Raw genomic sequence first — 17697 nt, 5'->3', positions numbered from 1 at the left:
GATGAGGCGGTGGTTAGCATGGTGGCAATTCGACGGACGGGGCTGACGAGCATATGAGCGAACGGAACGCACTCCGCGTGCGGCTGGACCGCCTCGTGCGTGAGGTGGTCAAGTTCGGCGCGGTGGGCGCTGCGGGCCTGCTGGTCAATCTGCTGGCGTTCAACCTCGTCCGGCACACGACGGACCTCCAGGTGGTGCGGGCCAGTGTGGTGGCCACCGTCATCGCCATCGTCTTCAACTATGTCGGCTTCCGGTACTTCACCTACCGGGACCGCGACAAGGGCGGGCGCACCAAGGAGCTGTCGCTGTTCCTGCTGTTCAGCGCGGTGGGGCTGGTCATCGAGAACGGTGTGCTGTTCGTCGCGACGTACGGCTTCGGCTGGGACTCGCCCCTGCAGAGCAACGTGTTCAAGTTCATCGGCATCGGCGTGGCGACGCTGTTCCGCTTCTGGTCGTACCGCTCGTGGGTGTTCCGCGCGGTGCCGTCGGCGGCCGAGCAGATCACCGCACAGGCCGCTCAGGTTCCTTCGGCAGGCCGATCCGGGCCTCGCGGCTGAGGAAGAGCGCGAAGACCGGCGGATGCTGCTGGAGCAGCTCCAGCCTGCCGCCGTCCGCCTCGGCGAGGTCGCGGGCCACGGCGAGGCCGATCCCGGTGGAGTTGCGGCCGCTGATGGACCGCTCGAAGATCCGCGCCCCGAGGTCGGGCGGTACGCCGGGCCCTTCGTCGGTCACCTCGATGACGGCCTGGTTCCCGGTGACGCGGGTGCGCAGCGCGACCGTACCGCCGCCGTGCATGAGTGAGTTCTCGATCAGCGCGGCCAGCACCTGCGCGACGGCCCCCGGCGTACCGACGGCCCGCATGCCCTGCCGGCCCGAGCAGACGATGGCGCGGCCCGCGCTGCGGTAGGCGGGGCGCCACTCCTCGATCTGCTGCTTGACGACCTCGTCCAGGTCGAAGGCGACGGCGGAGCCGGTGCGCGGGTCGCGGGCGTTGGTCAGCAGCCGCTCCACGACGTCGGTCAGCCGCTCCACCTGGGTCAGCGCGATCGTCGCCTCTTCCCTGACGGTGGTGAGGTCGTCGGTGACGGTGATCTCCTCCAGCCGCATGGACAGGGCGGTGAGCGGCGTCCGGAGCTGGTGGGAGGCGTCGGCCGCCAGCCGGCGCTCGGCCGTCAGCATCCGGGCGATGCGCTCGGCGCTGGAGTCCAGTACGTCGGCGACCCGGTCCAGTTCGGGGACCGCGTAGCGCTTGTGGCGCGGGCGCGGGTCCCCCGAGCCGAGGCGTTCGGCGGTCTCGGCGAGGTCGGTGAGGGGCGAGGCCAGCTTGTTGGCCTGCCGTACGGCGAGCAGGACGGCGGCGATGACGGCCAGCAGCGCCACGGCGCCGATGATGAGCAGCGTGCGGCCGACCTCGCGCGTGACGGAGGAGCGGCGCTCCTCGACGGTGACGGTCTCGCCCTCCTCGCCGCGCGCCGTGCCCCGGATCACACTGCCGGTGGGATGCTCGCCGATCTCGACGGGCGGCCGTCCCGGCATCTCGATGCGGCCGTAGCGCTCGGCGCCGATCTGCTGGCGCAGCACGCCGGCCGTGATGTGTTCGCCGCCGAGCAGCCGGCTGTCGACGATGCTCACCAGCCGCAGCGCCTCGGAGTCCACGCTCTCCTGGGCGCTGCTGCTGATGGTGCGGGTCTCGACGATGACGAGGGACACGCCGAAGACGGCGATGACGACGAGCACCACGGCGAGCGTGGAGCTGATCAGGCGACGTCGCAAGGTGCCGCTAGCTCTTCTCGAAGCGGAAACCGACGCCTCGGACCGTGGCGATGTAGCGCGGGTTGGCCGCGTCGTCGCCGAGCTTCTTCCGCAGCCAGGAGATGTGCATGTCCAGGGTCTTGGTCGAGGACCACCACGTGGTGTCCCAGACCTCGCGCATCAGTTGGTCGCGGGTGACGACCCGGCCGGCGTCGCGGACCAGGACCCGCAGCAGGTCGAACTCCTTGGCGGTGAGCTGCAGCTCCTCCTCGCCCATCCAGGCGCGGTGCGACTCGACGTCGATCCGTACGCCGTGGGTGGCGGGCGCGGGGGCCGGCTCGGTGGCGCCGCGCCGCAGCAACGCACGTACCCGGGCGAGCAGTTCGGCGAGGCGGAAGGGCTTGGTGACGTAGTCGTCGGCGCCGGCGTCGAGGCCGACGACGGTGTCCACCTCGTCGGCGCGCGCCGTCAGCACCAGGATCGGCACGGTGTGTCCGTCGGCGCGGAGTCTGCGGGCCACTTCGAGGCCGTCCATACCGGGCAGCCCCAGGTCGAGTACGACGAGGTCGACGCCACCCTGGAGGCCGGCGTCGAGGGCGGTCGGACCGTCTTCACGGACCTCGACCTCGTACCCCTCCCGCCGCAGGGCGCGAGCCAGCGGCTCCGAGATGGAAGCGTCGTCCTCGGCGAGCAGTACACGGGTCATGGGGTGATGGTAGTCCGCACGGGGCAGGCCTCGGGCAATGATCGTCAATGCCTGCGGGTTCGGGTGCGATCCGATGATCCACCTTCGAATATGAGCGTCTTATTCGATGAGCGCCTGTGTTTCATCTCTCAAGTCCGCCCATATGGCGTTCTGTCGTGTCGTAGGGTGACACGCCGTTCGTTGCGCACCGAGAGACCTTTGGGGCTGCTGGTGGCGCCGACCGGGGTGGCGGTGTTCATGGCGGTGTTCATGTACCGCAGGCGGGCGCGGGCGCTCATGCCTTGGGGACGTCGCGCGCGCGGAGGCGCCCGCGTAGCCGTTGTGTCGCTACGCGGGCGCTGCCAGCTCCGCCCATACCGTCTTGCCCGTCGCGCCTGGCGCCCGTACGACGCCCCAGTCGAGGCAGAGCCGCTGCACGATGAACATGCCGTGTCCGCCGGGGCGGCCCGCCCGGTGCGGAGTGCGCGGCGAGGGCTGTCCCGCACCGCGGTCCGTGACTTCAAGACGCAGCACCTTGGCGTTGTGCGAGACGCGCAGTTCCTCGGGTCCCTCGGCGTGCAGGCACGCGTTGGTGACGAGTTCGGAGACGACCAGCAGGACGTCTTCGGCGGCGGCGCGCCGGTCGGCCGTCGCCGCGGGGAGCCAGCCCCAGTCGTACAGCGCCTGCCTGGTGAAGTCACGGGCGAGCGGGACGACCCCGCTGGCGCTGCTCAGCGCAAGCGTGCGGGTCACCCCGTCGGGCACGCCGGCCGTACCCGTGCCGGACGTACCGGCGGTACCAGGCGTACCGGCCGCGCCGGACGCGGCGGCTGTGCCGGACGCCGCGGCCGGAGCGGACGTCGCGGGCGGAGCGGACGTGGCAGCCGAGGGTCCGGCGCCGTCCGGCTCGGGGCCGAGGTCGCCCGGCGGAGGCTGCCGGGTGGTGCTCATCAGCGCTTCACCTCACCGATTCACCAATTGCCAGTGGGTCTTTACAGAGAGTGCAGAGTCCTGTGCGGCCTGCGGGGAGTCTTCTGCCCCTCCGAGTCGTGACAACACCCACTCCGCCGGTGCGGAAGTGTGAGGGGTCAGTGTCCGAGAGGTCGTCAGTCGGAGCTTGCCGCACCTGGTCAGTCCACCAGTGCGTCGTCGAGCGATTCATGGACGGTGAAGACCGCGTCGGCTCCGGTGATCTCGAAGACCCGCGACACCACGGGCAGCATGCCGGCCAGATGGACGGCGCCTCCCGCGGCTTCCGCCTTGAGCCTGGCGCCGAGCAGCACGTTGAGTCCGGTCGAGTCGCAGAACTCCAGCCGCGAGCAGTCGATCACCAAGCGTGACCGTCCTTGCTCAAGCGCTTCTTCCAGCGGGGCTCGCAACAATTCGGCCGTGTGGTGATCCAACTCACCGGCCACTGTTACGACCTCACTCCGACCCTCGGTCCGAACCTCGACCCTGAGCCGGCCCCGGTTCGTGCTGCCGACCGTCTGGCGGTCCATGCCCGTCCCTCTTCGCCGTGTTGTATGCCGTCGTCAGATGGTTTCGCCTGCTTGTCGTCATACGTCATTGACGCCGGTCGAACATTACGCCTTTCGAACGCCGGCCGGTAGCCGAACTCTCCAACATTACAGACATACCTCACAATTAACACTTGCAACTGTCCGTGTCTACCGGGTAGGGCTAGTAGGGACACATCCAAGACAGCCGGCCTCGGAGGCGCCCGCACACCGCAGCAACGCGTATTGGCATCGGCAGCCATATGCCGAAAATGATGGAGGAGACCCCATGTCACCCCGGCTCGACGAACCGCGTACCCCGATCGCGACGTCGGCAACTCCCCCCGTACCCACTGCCCCCGAACCGACCGCCCCAGACCCGACCGCCTCCGAACCGACCGGCTCCTCACCGATGGTCGCGGCCCCCACACCGGCATCCGGCGCGCAGAGCCTGTCCGGCGCCGAGGCGCTGGCGGACCTGCCCGAGATCCCGCCCTTCGACGAGATCGGGGCGCTGGACGCACGGGCCCTGTCGAAGACGCTGTTCACGCGGCTGGAGTCCGTCGAAGAGGGCACGTACGAACACGCATACGTCCGCAACACCCTGGTCGAGCTGAATCTCGCCCTGGTCAAGTTCGCGGCCTCCCGGTTCCGCTCCCGCAGCGAGCCGATGGAGGACATCGTCCAGGTCGGCACGATCGGCCTGATCAAGTCCATCGACCGCTTCGAGCTGAGCCGAGGCGTCGAGTTCCCCACCTTCGCGATGCCCACCATCATCGGCGAGATCAAGCGCTTCTTCCGCGACACGTCGTGGTCGGTGCGCGTGCCGCGCAGGCTCCAGGAACTCCGCCTCGACCTGGCGAAGGCGACGGACGAACTGTCCCAGCGCCTCGACCGCTCCCCCAGCGTCGCCGAACTGGCCGAAGCGCTCGGGATCAGCGGCGAAGAGGTCATCGAGGGCATGGCGGCGAGCAACGCCTACACGGCCAGCTCGCTGGACGCGCAGCCCGAGGAGGACGACACCGAGGGCGCGCTCTCGGACCGGATCGGCTACGAGGACCACAGCCTGGAGGGCATCGAGTACGTCGAGTCCCTGAAGCCCCTGATCGCCGGCCTCCCGTCCCGCGACCGCCAGATCCTCTCGCTGCGCTTCGTCGCGAACATGACGCAGTCGGAGATCGGCGAGGAGCTGGGCATCTCGCAGATGCACGTGTCCCGCCTGCTCTCGCGCACGCTGACAAGGCTCAGAAAGGGCCTGACAGTGGAGGAGTGACCACCCCCACCCACAAAACGAAGCCCCCACCCCGCCCCGCCGGCTCTCACTCCCCGGCGGGGCGTCTGTCGTACAAGCCCGCCCGGCCCCTGCGCACCCCACGCCTCACGCGGCCGAGGAGCGCCCCGTGCTCTCCGGCGGCTGACGATCGTGCGCTGTGAAGACGAACGCCGATGTATCGCCGTCCAGATCGATACCGAGCGACGCGTCCAGGGCCTTGGCCAGGCGGGTGAGCAACGGCAGAGTCGGTACGGAGTCGCCGCCCTCGATGTTGGAAACCTGCGGCTGCGTCATCCCCGCCCGCCGCGCCAACTCGCTCTGCGACAGCTTGAGCTCCGTACGCCGGTCATGCACGGCCTGCCCCAACGCGAACGCGTACCCGGCTTCGACGTAGGCGGGTGACTCCTCGACCGTCTCCCCGAGGAGCTTCCTGGTCCGGCGGGTCTTCCACTGAGAGTGCTTCACGAATGCTCCTCCTCGGTCCCGGCGCGGTCATAACTGTGCTCCGCAGGACCGTGCTCCGCTTCGCACACCTTCTGCGCTTGCCTGGCACGCTCCACCTCTGCGGCCTCCTGCTGTCGGGACTTACGGAACACGGTCATCAACACGATGCGCCGGTCGGCGGCAAGCCAATAGGTGATGCGGACGGCGTTGCCGTCCATGGTGAACCGCAGTTCTCGCACCTTGCCACCGAGGTGGCGGGAGTACGGCTCGCCAAGAGTGGTGGGTCGGTCCGCCAGCATGTCGGCGGCACGTTCAGCTTTGTCGTAATGCGCATCCGTCAGAAGCTCCAGCCACTGCCGGACCTCTGGTTCGATCTCGATCCTCCACGGCCCACTCACCTTCCCGACTATACAGAAATGTATATGGACTGTCGGTGATGCCGCCGACCCGCGAGGCATGTGGTCAGCCCGAACCTCTCCTGCATGGACGCCGACGGGTGGCTGCCCGTGATCCGGCCGGGGTCGGCGGCGGGGTGGGCGTTCGACGCGGCGCAGATCAACGTACCGGCGGACGAAGTGCGGCGGCTCGCGGCGGAGGCGGGCCGGGACCCCGCCGATCTCGGGTTGATCCTGCGGGTCTATCCGACGGAGGAGGGCACGGTCGAGCAGGTGGCCGAGGCGATCGTCGGGGCGGAGCGGGAGACCGCCGTCGACCACGCCTTCGTGGACCTCATGGAGATCGCCACCGACATCGACCAGGCGCTCGACATCGTCGGCCGGGTACTGGAGCTGTCCCGGGGACGCTGACGAGCGCCTGCGTCGCGTACGTACACGCGTACTTACGTGTCAGGCGGGCTTACGTGTCAGGCGTCCTGCAACGTTCGCTTGGCCAGCTCGTACGCCGGAAGCATCGCGTCGTGCTCCGCCGAGTCGAGACCGCCGAGGTGCAGGACGACAACGCCCTTCGGTGTGGCCAGGGCGAGGGCGCGTTCCTTCTTCGGGGCGTCGAGTGCGTCGCTGGTGTTGACGTACACGACCTCCGCCGCGTCGAGGCCGTCCACCGTGAGGTCGCTGTAGGTCTCTTGGTCGCGGTGGGCCGCCTCGTCCGCGATGAACGCCTTCAGGTCCGCGCGGACGTCCGCGCTCTTCCCGCTGCCTGTCCAGACCCGCAGGAAGCCGATGTTGCCTGCGGGCTTGGCGTCGATCTCGCAGGTCAGCGTCACCGGGCCCTGTGTCAGGGCCCCGAACTCACCGTCCGTGTCGACGGCCTCCGGCTGCCAGCCGGCCGCGAGGTCGAAGGTGACCGGCAGGGCACACGGCGAGCCGGCGCCACCGACCGAACCGCCCTTCTTCGCGACGGCCCCGGCCTCCGCGCCCCCCGCGCTGTCCGCCTTCTTCGCCGGACTCGCGGCCGAGCCCGCCCGCTTGTCCTTCGCGGGCTCGCTCGAACACCCCGTCACGGCCGTCAGCAGCAACGCCGCCGGAACCACTCCGAGGCCCACGCCCCGCATCAAGCACCGCATCGCACTGTGCACTTTTCTGGATCCCCACCCGGTGAATGTCGTTGTGCTGTCGCGCAATCATAGGGAGCGCGGCGCGACCCACGAGTCGTACACCCGTTCCCCGCCGCGCCAGACCGTGGAGACCAGGGGCACGCCGGGGCGGTACGCGAGGTGGATGTGGCTCGGGGCGTCGAGGAGGGTGAGGTCGGCGCGGGCGCCGGGGGTCAGGTGGCCGACGTCGGTGCGGCGCAGGGCCGCGGCGCCGCCCGCCGTCGCCGCCCAGACCGCCTCGTCGGGGGTCATGCCCATGTCCCGTACGGCGAGCGCGATGCAGAACGGCATGGACGAGGTGAAGGACGAGCCCGGGTTGCAGTCCGTGGAGAGTGCGACGGTGGCGCCCGCTTCGAGCAGGCGGCGGGCGTCCGGCCAGGTGGCGCGGGTGGAGAACTCAGCGCCGGGGAGCAGCGTCGCGACCGTACGGCTGTGGGCGAGCGCGTCGATGTCCGCGTCCGTGAGGTGGGTGCAGTGGTCGGCCGACGCGGCGTCGAGTTCGACGGCGAGCTGGACGCCGGGGCCGTACGAGAGTTGGTTGGCGTGCACGCGGGGGTGCAGGCCCTTGGCCTTTCCGGCGGTGAGGATCGTCCGGGCCTGGTCGCCGTCGAAGGCGCCCTGCTCGCAGAAGACGTCGATCCAACGGGCGTACGGGGCGCAGGAGTCGAGCATCTCGCCGGTGACGAGTGCGACGTAGGCGGCGGGGTCGTCGGTGTGTTCGGGCGGGACGATGTGGGCGCCGAGGTAGGTGACTTCGTCGGTGTGCCGGCTCGCGATGCGCAGGGCGCGCGACTCGTCGGCGGTGGTCAGGCCGTACCCCGACTTGGTCTCCTGGGTGGTGGTGCCCTGGCGCAGGGCCTCCGCGATGTACCGCGCGACGTTGGCGTCGAGTGCGGCGTCGGAAGCGGCGCGGGTGGCGGCGACGGTGGTGCGGATGCCGCCCGCCGAGTAGGCGCGGCCCGACATGCGGGCGTTGAACTCCTGGGTGCGGTCGCCGGCGAAGACGAGGTGGGAGTGGGAGTCGACGAAGCCGGGGAGCGCGGCCCTGCCGCCCGCGTCGAAGGCGTTGTCAGTGGCGGGTGCTTTGCTTGACTCACCGACCCAGACGACGCGGTCGCCGTCGAAGACGACTGCCGCGTCCTGGATCAGACCGATGGGGGATCCGTCACCGAGGGAGGGGTCGTTGGTGACCAGGCTTGCGATGTTGGTGATGGCGGTTGTGCCGCGGTTGGGCAAAGCCGTGGTCGGGCTGGGCTCGTTCATGTCAGGGCTCGGCTCGATCATGTCGGGACTCGGCTCGTTCATGTCGGGGCTCGGCTCATTCGTGTCAGGGCTCGGCTCGTTCATGTCGGGGGTCCGCTCCTTCAGCCTCGTAGCGCAGCGATCGACTCCGCCAGCGCCCTCGGCACATCGGGTACGAGCGCGTGGACCCCGTCCCGTACGACGTGACGGCCGCCGACGACCGTGTGGCGGACGTCAGCCGCTGACGCGGCGAATACGGCTGTCTCCGCACCGAGTCGGGGCAGTGGGCCCGCTGTTCTGACGGAGTCCAGCGCGACGGTGACGAGGTCGGCGAGGGCGCCCTGTTCGATGCGGCCTGCCTCGGGCCAGCCGAGCGCTTCATGGCCGTTGGCGGTCGCGGCGTTGACCAGGGCTGCCGCTGTCCAGTGGCCCCGGCTGCGGGAGCGCAGGCGCTCGTTGAGTTCGAGCGCGCGGGCCTCTTCGAAGAGGTCGATGACGGCGTGGCTGTCGCTGCCGAGCGAGATCGGCGAGCCCGCGTGCTGGAGGCGGGCCGCGGGGCCGATGCCGTCCGCCAGGTCGCGTTCGGTGGTGGGGCACATGCAGGTGCCGGTGCGGGTCGACCCCAGCAGGGCGATGTCGTCGTCGGTGAGATGGGTGTTGTGGATGCCCGTGGTGCGGGCGCCGAGTACGCCGTGGTCGGCGAGGAGACGGGAGGGGGTGCAGCCGTGTACGGAGAGACAGGCGTCGTTCTCGGCGGTCTGCTCGGACAGATGGACATGCAGCGGTGCCTGCCGCTGCCCGGCCCATTCGGCGACGGTGGCCAACTGGTCGGCGGGCACGGCGCGTACGGAGTGGATGGCGGCGCCGATCCTGGCGTGGTCGCCGCCCTTGAGGGCGGAGGCCCGCTCGGCCCAGGCCGTGGCCGAGCCGTCGGAGAAGCGGATCTGATGGCGGTCCGGCGGGGCGGCGCCGTGCCGCTTGGTGATGCCGGAGGAGAGATAGGCGGTGTCGAGGAGGGTGATACGGATGCCGGCCTCGCCGGCGGCGGCGATCAGGGCCTCGCCCATGGCGTTCGGGTTGTCGTAGGGGGTGCCGTCCTGCGCGTGGTGCAGGTAGTGGAACTCACCGACGGCCGTGACGCCGGCCAGCGCCATCTCGGCGTACACGGCGCGGGCGAGTGCGTGGTACGTGTCGGGGGTGAGCCGGCCCGCGATGCGGTACATGACATCGCGCCAGGTCCAGAAGGTGCCGGTGCCGACCTGGGCCGTGGAGCGCAGGGCGCGGTGGAATGCGTGCGAGTGGGTGTTGGCGAGGCCGGGCAGGGTCAGTCCGCGCAGCGCCGTCGCACCGGGCGGCGGGGTCTCGGCCCCGGTGCGGATCGCGCTGATCCGGCCGTCGGCGACCTCGACGGCCACGCCGGGTTCGACGTGGTTGTCGAGCCAGGCGTGCTCCAGCCAGTAGGCGGTGCCCGGCGCACGCCCGGCTCCCCCGGGCTGTGGTTCCTCCGGTGCCTGGGGCGCCTGCGGTGGCTGGGGCGCCTGCGATGGCTGTGCTGCCCGCGGTGGCTGCGGCGCCTGCGAGGGGCGCGGTGGCTGCGTCATCCGCACGCCAGTCCTTCCAGTACGTCGGCGAGTGCCAGAACACCGGCGGCGCAGTCGTCCTCCGCTGCCGTTTCGGCTGGCGAGTGCGAGACGCCGGTGGGGTTGCGTACGAACAGCATGGCGGTCGGGATCGATCCGGACAAAATACCCGCGTCGTGTCCGGCCCCGGTGGGCAGGACCGGCACGGGCCGCGCCTCGGTGCGCAGCAGGGCGGCCAGTTCCTCGCGCAGGGCGTGGTCGAAGTCGACCACGGGGGTGAACGACTCCCGTACGACGCTCAGCTCGATACCGGCGGCCTCGGCCCTCTCCCGGGCGGCGGCCTCGATACCGGCGACGAGCATGTCCAGCGACGCCTGGTCGGCGGCGCGGGAGTCGAGCCAGCCACGGACGAGGGAGGGGATGGCGTTGACGCCGTTGGGTTCGACGGAGACCTTGCCGAAGGTGGCGAGGGCGCCGACGATCGCCGCCTCGCGGCGGGCGGCGAGCACGGTCTCGGCGTAGCTCAGCATCGGGTCGCGGCGGTCGGCGAGGCGGGTGGTGCCCGCGTGGTTGGCCTCGCCCCGGAAGTCGAACCGCCAGCGGCCGTGCGGCCAGATCGCCGAGGCGACACCGACGGCGTCGCCCGACAGGTCGAGCGCGCGCCCCTGCTCGACGTGCAGCTCGACGAAGGCGCCGATGCGGGCGAGCCGTTCGGGGTCGGCGCCGATGGCGGCCGGGTCGTGGCCCGCGGCCTCCATGGCCTGCGGCAGGGTGACGCCGTCGGCGTCGCGCAGGGCGTGCGCCTGGTCGAGGGTGAGCTGCCCTGCGGTCAGCCGCGAGCCGACGCAGGCGAGGCCGAAGCGCGCGCCTTCCTCGTCGCCGAAGTTGGCGATGGCGAGCGGTTTGGTGAACGTCGCTTCCCTGGCGCGCAGTTCGTCCAGCGCGGCGAAGGAGGAGACGACACCGAGCGGGCCGTCGAAGGCGCCGCCGTCGGGTACGGAGTCCAGGTGCGAGCCGGTGACGACGGCGTCGCCTGCGAGGGGGTCGCCGAGCCAGGCCCACTGGTTGCCGTTGCGGTCCAGCTCGTAGGCCAGGCCGCGCAGTTCGGCCTGGTCGCGGAACCAGGCGCGGCAGTCGGTGTCGGCCGGGGTCCAGGCGTAGCGGCGGTAGCCGTGCGAGCCGGAGTCCCGGCCGACCGGGGCGAGGTCGCGCCACATCTGCTGGAAGGAGGGCACATGCGGAGAAGCGGGCGGATGCGGAAGGGAGGTCGTGCTCATGCCGGGTCCTCCTCGCGCATCGGGACGCGGACGCCGCGCTCATCGGCGACGCGCTCCGCGATCTCGTACCCGGCGTCGACATGGCGGATGACGCCCATACCGGGGTCGTTGGTCAGCACGCGGCGGATCTTCTCGCCCGCCAGGGCGGTGCCGTCGGCGACCGTGACCTGTCCCGCGTGGATGGAGCGGCCCATGCCGACCCCGCCGCCGTGGTGGATCGAGACCCAGGAGGCACCGGACGCCACATTGACCATGGCGTTGAGCAGCGGCCAGTCGGCGATGGCGTCGGAGCCGTCGAGCATGGCCTCGGTCTCGCGGTACGGGGAGGCGACGGAGCCGGCGTCGAGGTGGTCGCGGCCGATGACGACCGGCGCCGCCAGCTCGCCGCTCGCGACCATGTCGTTGAACCGCTCGCCCGCCTTGTCGCGCTCGCCGTAGCCGAGCCAGCAGATACGGGCGGGCAGGCCCTGGAAGTGGACCCGCTCGCCGGCCATCTTGATCCAGCGGTGCAGGGACTCGTTCTGCGCGGAGTCGCCCGCGGGGAAGAGTTCCAGGATCGCCCGGTCCGTCTTGTGAATGTCCGACGCCTCGCCGGACAGGGCGGCCCAGCGGAAGGGGCCCTTGCCCTCGCTGAACAGCGGCCTGATGTAGGCGGGGACAAAGCCGGGGAAGGCGAAGGCGCGCTCGTAACCGGCCAGTTGGGCCTCGCCGCGGATGGAGTTGCCGTAGTCGAAGACCTCGGCGCCCGCGTCCATGAAGCCGACCATCGCCTCCACGTGCCGGGCCATCGACTCGCGGGCGCGCGTGGTGAAGTCGGCGGGCTTCTCCGCCGCGTACGCGGCCATGTCGTCGAAGTCGACGCCGAGCGGCAGATAGGCGAGCGGGTCGTGCGCCGACGTCTGGTCGGTGACGATGTCGACGGGGGCGCCTTCGGCGAGCATCCGGGGCAGCAGCTCCGCCGCGTTGCCGAGCAGGCCGATGGAGAGCGGCCTGCGGGCGTCGCGCGCCTCGACGGCGAGCTGGAGCGCCTGCTCCAGGCTGTCGGCCCGTACGTCGAGGAAGCGGTGCTCGATCCGGCGCTCGATGGCGCGCGGGTCGCAGTCGATGCAGATCGCGACGCCGTCGTTCATGGTCACGGCCAGCGGCTGCGCGCCTCCCATGCCGCCGAGCCCGGCGGTGAGGGTGATCGTGCCGGCGAGGGTCCCGCCGAACCGCTTGGCGGCGACGGCCGCGAACGTCTCGTACGTGCCCTGGAGGATGCCCTGGGTGCCGATGTAGATCCAGGAGCCGGCCGTCATCTGGCCGTACATGGTGAGGCCGAGGGCTTCGAGGCGGCGGAACTCCTCCCAGTTCGCCCAGTCGCCCACCAGGTTCGAGTTGGCGATGAGCACCCGGGGCGCCCACTCGTGGGTCTGCAGCACGCCCACCGGGCGGCCGGACTGGACGAGCATCGTCTCGTCCTGCTTCAGCGTGCGCAGCGTACGGACCATGGCGTCGAAGGAGCGCCAGTCGCGGGCCGCCTTGCCCGTGCCGCCGTAGACGACGAGCTTGTCGGGGTGTTCGGCGACCTCGGGGTCGAGGTTGTTCTGGAGCATCCGCAGAGCGGCTTCCTGCGGCCATCCCAGGGCGCTCAGTTCCGTACCGCGCGGGGCCCGTACGGGGCGGGGACCTGACATGGCGATGCCTCCTCCAGGATGGGTTCTTCAGTCCGTTCGTTCAGCTATCTATTCACATCCTTGCGGCTTGAATAGTTGTAGTCAACAGCGGCTGCGGCCATCAGGGATGATTGAGCCATGCACTCGAACACCGCAGAACCCGCAGCCGACCACGTCACAGCCGCCGCAGCCCGCCGCGACCGAGCCGTGCGCGCCGCGGTCGAACAAGGCCTGATCAACGACGCCGAGCCGGTCGTCGCCCTGCTGGACGTGGCAGGGGTACGCACATCGGCCGATGCGCTCCGCACGGCCTTCGCCGACGCCGCGGCCGAGGGCACGGACGTCCTGCACGCCTTCGCCGTGAAGGCGGCGCCGCTCGTGCCCGTCCTGCGGCTGCTCGGCCGCCAGGGCATCGGCGCCGAGGTCGCGAGCCCCGGCGAGCTGGCGCTCGCCCGCGCGGCCGGTGTCCCGCCGGAGCGCACGGTGCTGGACTCCCCCGCCAAGACCCTCGGCGAGCTGCGCGAAGCCCTCGCGCTCGGCATCGCGGTCAACGCCGACAACCCGCAGGAGCTGGCCAGGCTCGACGGCCTCGTCGACCCGGCCGCCACCCGCTCCCCGCTCGGCCTGCGGGTCAATCCGCAGACCGGCGGCGGCTCCATCGGCGCGCTGTCCACGGCGACGGCGACGTCCAAGTTCGGCGTCGCGCTGCGCGACGAGGGCGCCCGCGCCTGGGTCGTACGGGCCTTCGCCGAGCGGCCCTGGCTGACCCGGCTGCACATCCACTCCGGCTCCCAGGGCGTCGCGTTCGCGCGGATGGCGCAGGGCGTGCGCGAGGTGTACGAGCTGGCCGAGGAGATCAACGCGGCGGCGGGCCGCCAACAGATCGACACCCTCGACATCGGCGGCGGCCTCCCGGTCAACTTCGCCTCCGACGAGGAGACGCCGACGTACGCCGACTACGCCCGGCTGCTGAAGGAGACCGTCCCCGGGCTGTTCGACGGGCGGTACGGGCTCGTCACCGAGTTCGGCCGCTCCCTGCTCGCCAAGCACGGCACCGTCCTCGCCCGCGTCGAGTACACCAAGTCGGCGGGCGGGCGGCCGATCGCCGTCACGCACGCGGGCGCGCAGATCGCCACCCGTACCGTCTACGACCCGGCCTCCTGGCCGCTGCGCATCGCCCCGTACGACGCGAAGGGCCTGCCCAGGACGGGCGCGGCCGTCGCACAGGACGTCGCGGGCCCCGCCTGCTTCGCCGGGGATCTGCTCGCCGAGAACCGGGAGCTGCCGCTGCTGGCGCAGGGCGATCTCGTGGCGGCCCTCGACACCGGCGCGTACTACTTCTCGAACCACTACGCGTACAACAGCCTTGCCAGGCCCGGCATTTACGGCTTCAGCACGGCGCAGGACGGGTCGGTCCGGTTCGCCACCGTACGGGCGGCGCAGACGGTCGACGAGATCGTCGCGGAGTCGGGCGGCGCGCTGGCGGACGCCCTGCTGACCGACTGACCCCCTCGGCCCAGGCAGGACCGCGAGAGATACCCGGGCCTCGGGACGTACCAGGACCACGGGACATACCCGGGCCTCGGGACATGCGCGGGGCGGACCTTATCTCCTATGCGCATGTTCCGATGGAAAATGCCACAACTTCCTCTCCCCTTGCGAACGTTGCGTAATCTCCCGATCACAGCTCCGTACGACTGTGCGCCTGCGCGCCCGACTTGGGAGGGGAGTCCGCGTGCCCGGAATCGACGCATGCCTGGAAGAGGCCATGGGCCTGCCGGGAGCGCGCGGAGCGGCCGTCGTCGACTGGACGAGCGGCCTCGCGCTCGGCACCGCGGGGGAATCCCCCAACGGCGACCACGAGGCCACGGCGGCCGAGACGGCCGAACTGGCCAGGGCAGCGGCCGAGTACACCGCGTTCGCGCCGCTCCCCTCGCTCCGCCGGCCCGAGCGGGGGGCGGCGGCCGGCGGCGACAAGGGGCCGCCGGTCGAGGACCTGATCGTCACGACCCGCACCGGCTACCACATCCTGTGCTTCGTCGAGACGACGTTCGACAGCAGTGTGTTCCTGCACCTCTGGCTCGACAAGGACACGGGCAACCTCGCGCTGGCCCGGCTGCGGTTGCAGCAGCTCGCCGAACGGATGGTGCTCGGATGACCCCGAACACCGCCGCCCGCGACACGGCCGCCCCGAACACCGCCGCCCCCAACACGGCTGCGCCGAACACCGCGACAGCCACGGCGAGTTCCACCGTCTCCCCCATGCTCCTGCGGCTCGCCGACGAGCGGGCCACCGGCGCGCTGCTGCGCGACCACGGCACGCTCTATCTCGTCGACGGACTGATCGTCCACGCCGAGAGCCCGGCGGCGCCCGGCATCGACGTCCTGCTGACCGCCGGCGGGCGGCTCGGCCGGGCGGACTGGGAGGAGGCGGTCGACCAGGCGGGCGCCCGCCGCGAGGTCGGCAGACATCTCGTTGACAGCGGCCGGATCAGCGGCGGCGAGCTGGAGATCTGCCATCTCGGCGCGCTCTTCGACGCGGCGTTCTTCGCGCTCGCGCCGGGCAGCGGGCCCACCAGGTTCCGCTACGGCGTCGCGCACTGGCTGGGTACGGTACGGCCCGTCACGGCCGCCGCCGTCGAACGCGAGACGCTGCGCCGCCGCGAACTCCTCGACCAGGTCTGGCCGTACGCGGCCGTCGACAACGCGCCCGTCGTGGCGCGCGGCCCCGCCCCCGGACAGCTCGTCACCCGCAGGCAGCGCGCCCTGCTGGAGCTGGCCGACGGTGTACGGACCCCTGCCGCCATCGCCTGGACGCTGGGCAGGCCGGCCTTCCACACCCTCCTCGACGTGCGCAGGCTGGCGGCCGCCGGGCTGGTCGACACCCCGGACGAACCGGTGACCACCTCACCGGGGACGGTCCCCTCCTGGGTCGCGACACTCTCCGCCGACCCCGACATCGCCCTGTTACGCCGGCTACGCGACGCCCTGGAGGCAAGCCTGTGACCGCCCGCCCCGAAGAACCGGCGAGCCCCGCTGACCCGGCCTGTCCCCCCGACCCGGCGAGCCCGAAGGACCCCGCATGCTCCCAAGCCCCGGCATGCCCCGCCGCACCGGCGGCAACGCCGTCATGAGGCGCACCCTGCGGCAGCGCGCCGAGAGGAGACAGCTAATGACCGCGGAAGCCGACGTACTCGGCGAACTGAGACGGCTGAGGGCCCGGCTCCCCCAGCTCACCGGCGCGCTCGCGGCCAGCGCCGACGGCCTCGTACTGGCCCAGGAGACGGCCGGCACGGAGGCCGAGAGCGTGGCAGCGCTGACCGCCGCGGCGCTGGGCGTCGCGCAGCGGCTGACCGAGACCACAGGACAGGGCGGCTTCCGCGAACTGCTCGTCCGGGGCGAGCTGGGTTACGTCGCCACGTACGCGGCGGGCTCGACGGCTGTCCTGACGCTCCTGGCCGAGCCGCGCATCAATGTGGGCCGGCTCCATCTGGAGGCCCGCAGGTCGAGCGCCCGCATCGGCGAGCTGGTCGACGGCGCCCTCGACCGATTGGAGAACGCCTGACCCATGACTCCTCCCGCCCCACCGACACCCTCCACGCCCTCCCAACCCCCCGCGCCAGCTCCTACCAGAACAGCCCGGCCGTCCCGGGCGTCCACCAGACGGAAAGGCAGTGCGACATTCATGGCCAACACAGAAGCCGCCCTCAAGGAAGCCACCACCACCATCGACGGCGCCCTGGGGGCCGCCCTCGTCGACTACACGAGCGGTATGGCGCTCGGCACGGTCGGCGGCGGCAAGGACCTGGATCTGACGGTGGCGGCAGCGGGCAACACGGACGTGGTGCGCGCCAAGGTCCGCACGATGGAGATGCTCGGTCTCAAGGAGGAGATCGAGGACATCCTGATCACCCTCGGCAGCCAGTACCACCTGATCCGGCTGCTCAAGGGCCGGGGGAACAACGGCCTGTTCCTCTATCTGGCGCTGGACAAGAGCCGGGCGAACCTGGCGATGGCCCGGCACCAGCTCGGGAAGATCGAGAACGAGCTGGAGGTCTGAACAGCTTCAGCCGACAGAGCGTCACCGGCTGCGGCCCCACCGGCTGCGGCCTCAGCGGCCGGCGCGGCGCCGTGCCCCACCGGGCACGGCGTCGCCGGCGCCGACCCCCGTCGTCCGGTATCCCTTGACCTGCTTGCCGACCGGGCGACCGGCGCCGGCCCAGTCGCTCCGTACCCACAGCAGCGCGTCGGCGCGGCGCTCGACCCGACCCAGCCAGGCCGCCTTGAGCCACAGCCCGGCACCGGCGCCCGCCAGCACCCCGCCACCGGCGCCGGGCACGGCGAACGCGCTCGCCAGAGCCGCGACGAACGCGCCGGCCAGCCACCACCGATGCGCCTTGCGCCAGTTCCGCAGGGTCACGGCCCGGTCCTGGAGGTAGTCGAACTTCCCCGCCCGCGAGGCGCGTCCGGCCCAGGCGGTGTATTTGCCGCGTCTGATCAGCAGTACGGCGCCCGCGCACACCACGAACAGCGCCGCCCCCGCGTACACCCCGACCCTGCGGCCGGTGACTCCCGGGACCAGCAGTCCGGCCCCGGCCGCCACCACCCCCAGCCACCACAGGGGAGCAGCGCCTGCCCGTACGATCACCGCCACCCGCACCAGCGACTGCCCGCCGCGTCCCGCCCGCCCCACGATCTGCCTCCCGCGTCTCGACGTCTCGACGTGGCGGGGAGACTAATT

20 protein-coding genes are annotated in these 17697 nt (G+C 71.4%); 8 read left to right on the top strand and 12 right to left on the bottom strand.

The features are described 5' to 3' along the window. The first annotated feature begins 53 nt into the window (after positions 1 to 53). Positions 54 to 557 (top strand): GtrA family protein, encoded by a 504-nt coding sequence (locus ACZ63I_RS05135; protein ID WP_469335421.1) that lies wholly within the window; start codon positions 54 to 56, stop codon positions 555 to 557. Here the strand turns inward: ACZ63I_RS05135 and ACZ63I_RS05130 are convergent. The 4 genes from ACZ63I_RS05130 to ACZ63I_RS05115 all read right to left on the bottom strand — a co-directional run bounded on the left by ACZ63I_RS05130 (position 502) and on the right by ACZ63I_RS05115 (position 3936). Further along, the gene (locus tag ACZ63I_RS05130; protein WP_041989008.1) at positions 502 to 1773 is read right to left on the bottom strand and encodes an ATP-binding protein; all 1272 of its coding nucleotides are present in this window, start codon (positions 1771 to 1773) and stop codon (positions 502 to 504) included. The genes ACZ63I_RS05135 and ACZ63I_RS05130 overlap by 56 nt on opposite strands. A 7-nt stretch (positions 1774 to 1780) precedes the next feature. After that, positions 1781 to 2458: a response regulator transcription factor gene (locus ACZ63I_RS05125; RefSeq protein WP_041989006.1), complete on the bottom strand. Its 678-nt coding sequence runs from the start codon at positions 2456 to 2458 to the stop codon at positions 1781 to 1783. Positions 2459 to 2785: 327 nt separating this feature from the next. Continuing rightward, positions 2786 to 3388: an ATP-binding protein gene (locus tag ACZ63I_RS05120; RefSeq protein WP_469335418.1), complete on the bottom strand. Its 603-nt coding sequence runs from the start codon at positions 3386 to 3388 to the stop codon at positions 2786 to 2788. A gap of 179 nt (positions 3389 to 3567) precedes the next feature. Next, on the bottom strand, positions 3568 to 3936 hold the full coding sequence (locus ACZ63I_RS05115) for an STAS domain-containing protein (protein WP_469335416.1): 369 nt from the start codon (positions 3934 to 3936) through the stop codon (positions 3568 to 3570). A 286-nt stretch (positions 3937 to 4222) separates the two neighbouring features. On the opposite strand from ACZ63I_RS05115, the gene ACZ63I_RS05110 reads away from it, so the two are divergent. Further along, entirely contained in the window at positions 4223 to 5206 is a 984-nt protein-coding gene (locus ACZ63I_RS05110; RefSeq protein ID WP_469335414.1) for an RNA polymerase sigma factor SigF, read from the top strand. Positions 5207 to 5311: 105 nt separating this feature from the next. Here ACZ63I_RS05110 and ACZ63I_RS05105 read toward each other — a convergent pair whose 3' ends face one another. Both ACZ63I_RS05105 and ACZ63I_RS05100 read right to left on the bottom strand, forming a co-directional pair. Continuing rightward, complete coding sequence (locus ACZ63I_RS05105) at positions 5312 to 5671, bottom strand: helix-turn-helix domain-containing protein (RefSeq protein ID WP_469335412.1); 360 nt, start codon at positions 5669 to 5671, stop codon at positions 5312 to 5314. Continuing rightward, complete coding sequence (locus tag ACZ63I_RS05100) at positions 5668 to 6048, bottom strand: type II toxin-antitoxin system RelE/ParE family toxin (protein ID WP_469335410.1); 381 nt, start codon at positions 6046 to 6048, stop codon at positions 5668 to 5670. The genes ACZ63I_RS05105 and ACZ63I_RS05100 overlap by 4 nt, the downstream gene beginning before the upstream one ends. Positions 6049 to 6132: 84 nt before the next feature. Between ACZ63I_RS05100 and ACZ63I_RS05095 the strand changes: the two genes are divergently transcribed. Beyond that, positions 6133 to 6456 carry a hypothetical protein gene (locus tag ACZ63I_RS05095; protein WP_469335408.1) on the top strand — a complete coding sequence of 108 codons (324 nt, stop codon included), beginning with the start codon at positions 6133 to 6135 and terminating at the stop codon, positions 6454 to 6456. A gap of 56 nt (positions 6457 to 6512) precedes the next feature. Here the strand turns inward: ACZ63I_RS05095 and ACZ63I_RS05090 are convergent, their stop codons facing one another. From ACZ63I_RS05090 to hutU, 5 genes are all read right to left on the bottom strand, one after another. Next, entirely contained in the window at positions 6513 to 7160 is a 648-nt protein-coding gene (locus ACZ63I_RS05090) for a lipoprotein (RefSeq protein WP_469335406.1), read from the bottom strand. A 69-nt stretch (positions 7161 to 7229) separates the two neighbouring features. Then, complete coding sequence (gene hutI / locus ACZ63I_RS05085; protein ID WP_469335576.1) at positions 7230 to 8465, bottom strand: imidazolonepropionase; 1236 nt, start codon at positions 8463 to 8465, stop codon at positions 7230 to 7232. 101 nt (positions 8466 to 8566) lie between these two features. Continuing rightward, a complete protein-coding gene (locus ACZ63I_RS05080; RefSeq protein ID WP_469335404.1) occupies positions 8567 to 10045 on the bottom strand; it encodes a formimidoylglutamate deiminase in 1479 nt (492 codons plus the stop codon). Beyond that, on the bottom strand, positions 10042 to 11301 hold the full coding sequence (locus ACZ63I_RS05075; protein WP_469335403.1) for an allantoate amidohydrolase: 1260 nt from the start codon (positions 11299 to 11301) through the stop codon (positions 10042 to 10044). The genes ACZ63I_RS05080 and ACZ63I_RS05075 overlap by 4 nt, the downstream gene beginning before the upstream one ends. Beyond that, positions 11298 to 12977: a urocanate hydratase gene (gene hutU, locus ACZ63I_RS05070; protein ID WP_469335401.1), complete on the bottom strand. Its 1680-nt coding sequence runs from the start codon at positions 12975 to 12977 to the stop codon at positions 11298 to 11300. Before hutU ends, ACZ63I_RS05075 begins: the two co-directional genes overlap by 4 nt. Before the next feature lie 117 nt (positions 12978 to 13094). Between hutU and ACZ63I_RS05065 the strand changes: the two genes are divergently transcribed. From ACZ63I_RS05065 to ACZ63I_RS05045, 5 genes are all read left to right on the top strand, one after another. Continuing rightward, positions 13095 to 14462 (top strand): type III PLP-dependent enzyme domain-containing protein, encoded by a 1368-nt coding sequence (locus ACZ63I_RS05065; RefSeq protein WP_469335399.1) that lies wholly within the window; start codon positions 13095 to 13097, stop codon positions 14460 to 14462. Positions 14463 to 14691: 229 nt separating this feature from the next. Beyond that, entirely contained in the window at positions 14692 to 15114 is a 423-nt protein-coding gene (locus tag ACZ63I_RS05060; RefSeq protein ID WP_469335397.1) for a hypothetical protein, read from the top strand. Positions 15115 to 15218: 104 nt separating this feature from the next. Beyond that, entirely contained in the window at positions 15219 to 15962 is a 744-nt protein-coding gene (locus ACZ63I_RS05055; RefSeq protein ID WP_469335574.1) for a transcriptional regulator, read from the top strand. A 166-nt stretch (positions 15963 to 16128) separates the two neighbouring features. Continuing rightward, complete coding sequence (locus ACZ63I_RS05050; protein WP_041988982.1) at positions 16129 to 16521, top strand: roadblock/LC7 domain-containing protein; 393 nt, start codon at positions 16129 to 16131, stop codon at positions 16519 to 16521. A gap of 120 nt (positions 16522 to 16641) precedes the next feature. After that, positions 16642 to 17016, top strand: a complete 375-nt coding sequence (locus tag ACZ63I_RS05045) for a hypothetical protein (protein WP_469335395.1) — start codon at positions 16642 to 16644, stop codon at positions 17014 to 17016. Positions 17017 to 17067: 51 nt separating this feature from the next. On the opposite strand, the gene ACZ63I_RS05040 is transcribed toward ACZ63I_RS05045, so the two are convergent. After that, on the bottom strand, positions 17068 to 17649 hold the full coding sequence (locus tag ACZ63I_RS05040) for a hypothetical protein (protein WP_469335394.1): 582 nt from the start codon (positions 17647 to 17649) through the stop codon (positions 17068 to 17070). Positions 17650 to 17697 lie beyond the last annotated feature (48 nt).

The organism is Streptomyces sp. NPDC087906, assembly GCF_055584925.1.
Note: the sequence above shows the minus strand (reverse complement) of the source record. Positions and strands in the feature narration are given on the sequence as shown.

What these genes read in the sequence shown, in the direction of transcription:
- ACZ63I_RS05135 (WP_469335421.1), top strand. Translation starts at nt 54, where the DNA reads ATGAGCGAACGGAACGCACTCCGCGTGCGGCTGGACCGCCTCGTGCGT.
- ACZ63I_RS05125 (WP_041989006.1), bottom strand. Translation starts at nt 2,458, where the DNA reads ATGACCCGTGTACTGCTCGCCGAGGACGACGCTTCCATCTCGGAGCCG.
- ACZ63I_RS05120 (WP_469335418.1), bottom strand. Translation starts at nt 3,388, where the DNA reads ATGAGCACCACCCGGCAGCCTCCGCCGGGCGACCTCGGCCCCGAGCCG.
- ACZ63I_RS05115 (WP_469335416.1), bottom strand. Translation starts at nt 3,936, where the DNA reads ATGGACCGCCAGACGGTCGGCAGCACGAACCGGGGCCGGCTCAGGGTC.
- ACZ63I_RS05110 (WP_469335414.1), top strand. Translation starts at nt 4,223, where the DNA reads ATGTCACCCCGGCTCGACGAACCGCGTACCCCGATCGCGACGTCGGCA.
- ACZ63I_RS05095 (WP_469335408.1), top strand. Translation starts at nt 6,133, where the DNA reads ATGGACGCCGACGGGTGGCTGCCCGTGATCCGGCCGGGGTCGGCGGCG.
- ACZ63I_RS05090 (WP_469335406.1), bottom strand. Translation starts at nt 7,160, where the DNA reads ATGCGGGGCGTGGGCCTCGGAGTGGTTCCGGCGGCGTTGCTGCTGACG.
- hutI (WP_469335576.1), bottom strand. Translation starts at nt 8,465, where the DNA reads ATGAACGAGCCCAGCCCGACCACGGCTTTGCCCAACCGCGGCACAACC.
- ACZ63I_RS05080 (WP_469335404.1), bottom strand. Translation starts at nt 10,045, where the DNA reads ATGACGCAGCCACCGCGCCCCTCGCAGGCGCCGCAGCCACCGCGGGCA.
- ACZ63I_RS05075 (WP_469335403.1), bottom strand. Translation starts at nt 11,301, where the DNA reads ATGAGCACGACCTCCCTTCCGCATCCGCCCGCTTCTCCGCATGTGCCC.
- hutU (WP_469335401.1), bottom strand. Translation starts at nt 12,977, where the DNA reads ATGTCAGGTCCCCGCCCCGTACGGGCCCCGCGCGGTACGGAACTGAGC.
- ACZ63I_RS05065 (WP_469335399.1), top strand. Translation starts at nt 13,095, where the DNA reads ATGCACTCGAACACCGCAGAACCCGCAGCCGACCACGTCACAGCCGCC.
- ACZ63I_RS05055 (WP_469335574.1), top strand. Translation starts at nt 15,219, where the DNA reads ATGCTCCTGCGGCTCGCCGACGAGCGGGCCACCGGCGCGCTGCTGCGC.
- ACZ63I_RS05050 (WP_041988982.1), top strand. Translation starts at nt 16,129, where the DNA reads ATGACCGCGGAAGCCGACGTACTCGGCGAACTGAGACGGCTGAGGGCC.
- ACZ63I_RS05045 (WP_469335395.1), top strand. Translation starts at nt 16,642, where the DNA reads ATGGCCAACACAGAAGCCGCCCTCAAGGAAGCCACCACCACCATCGAC.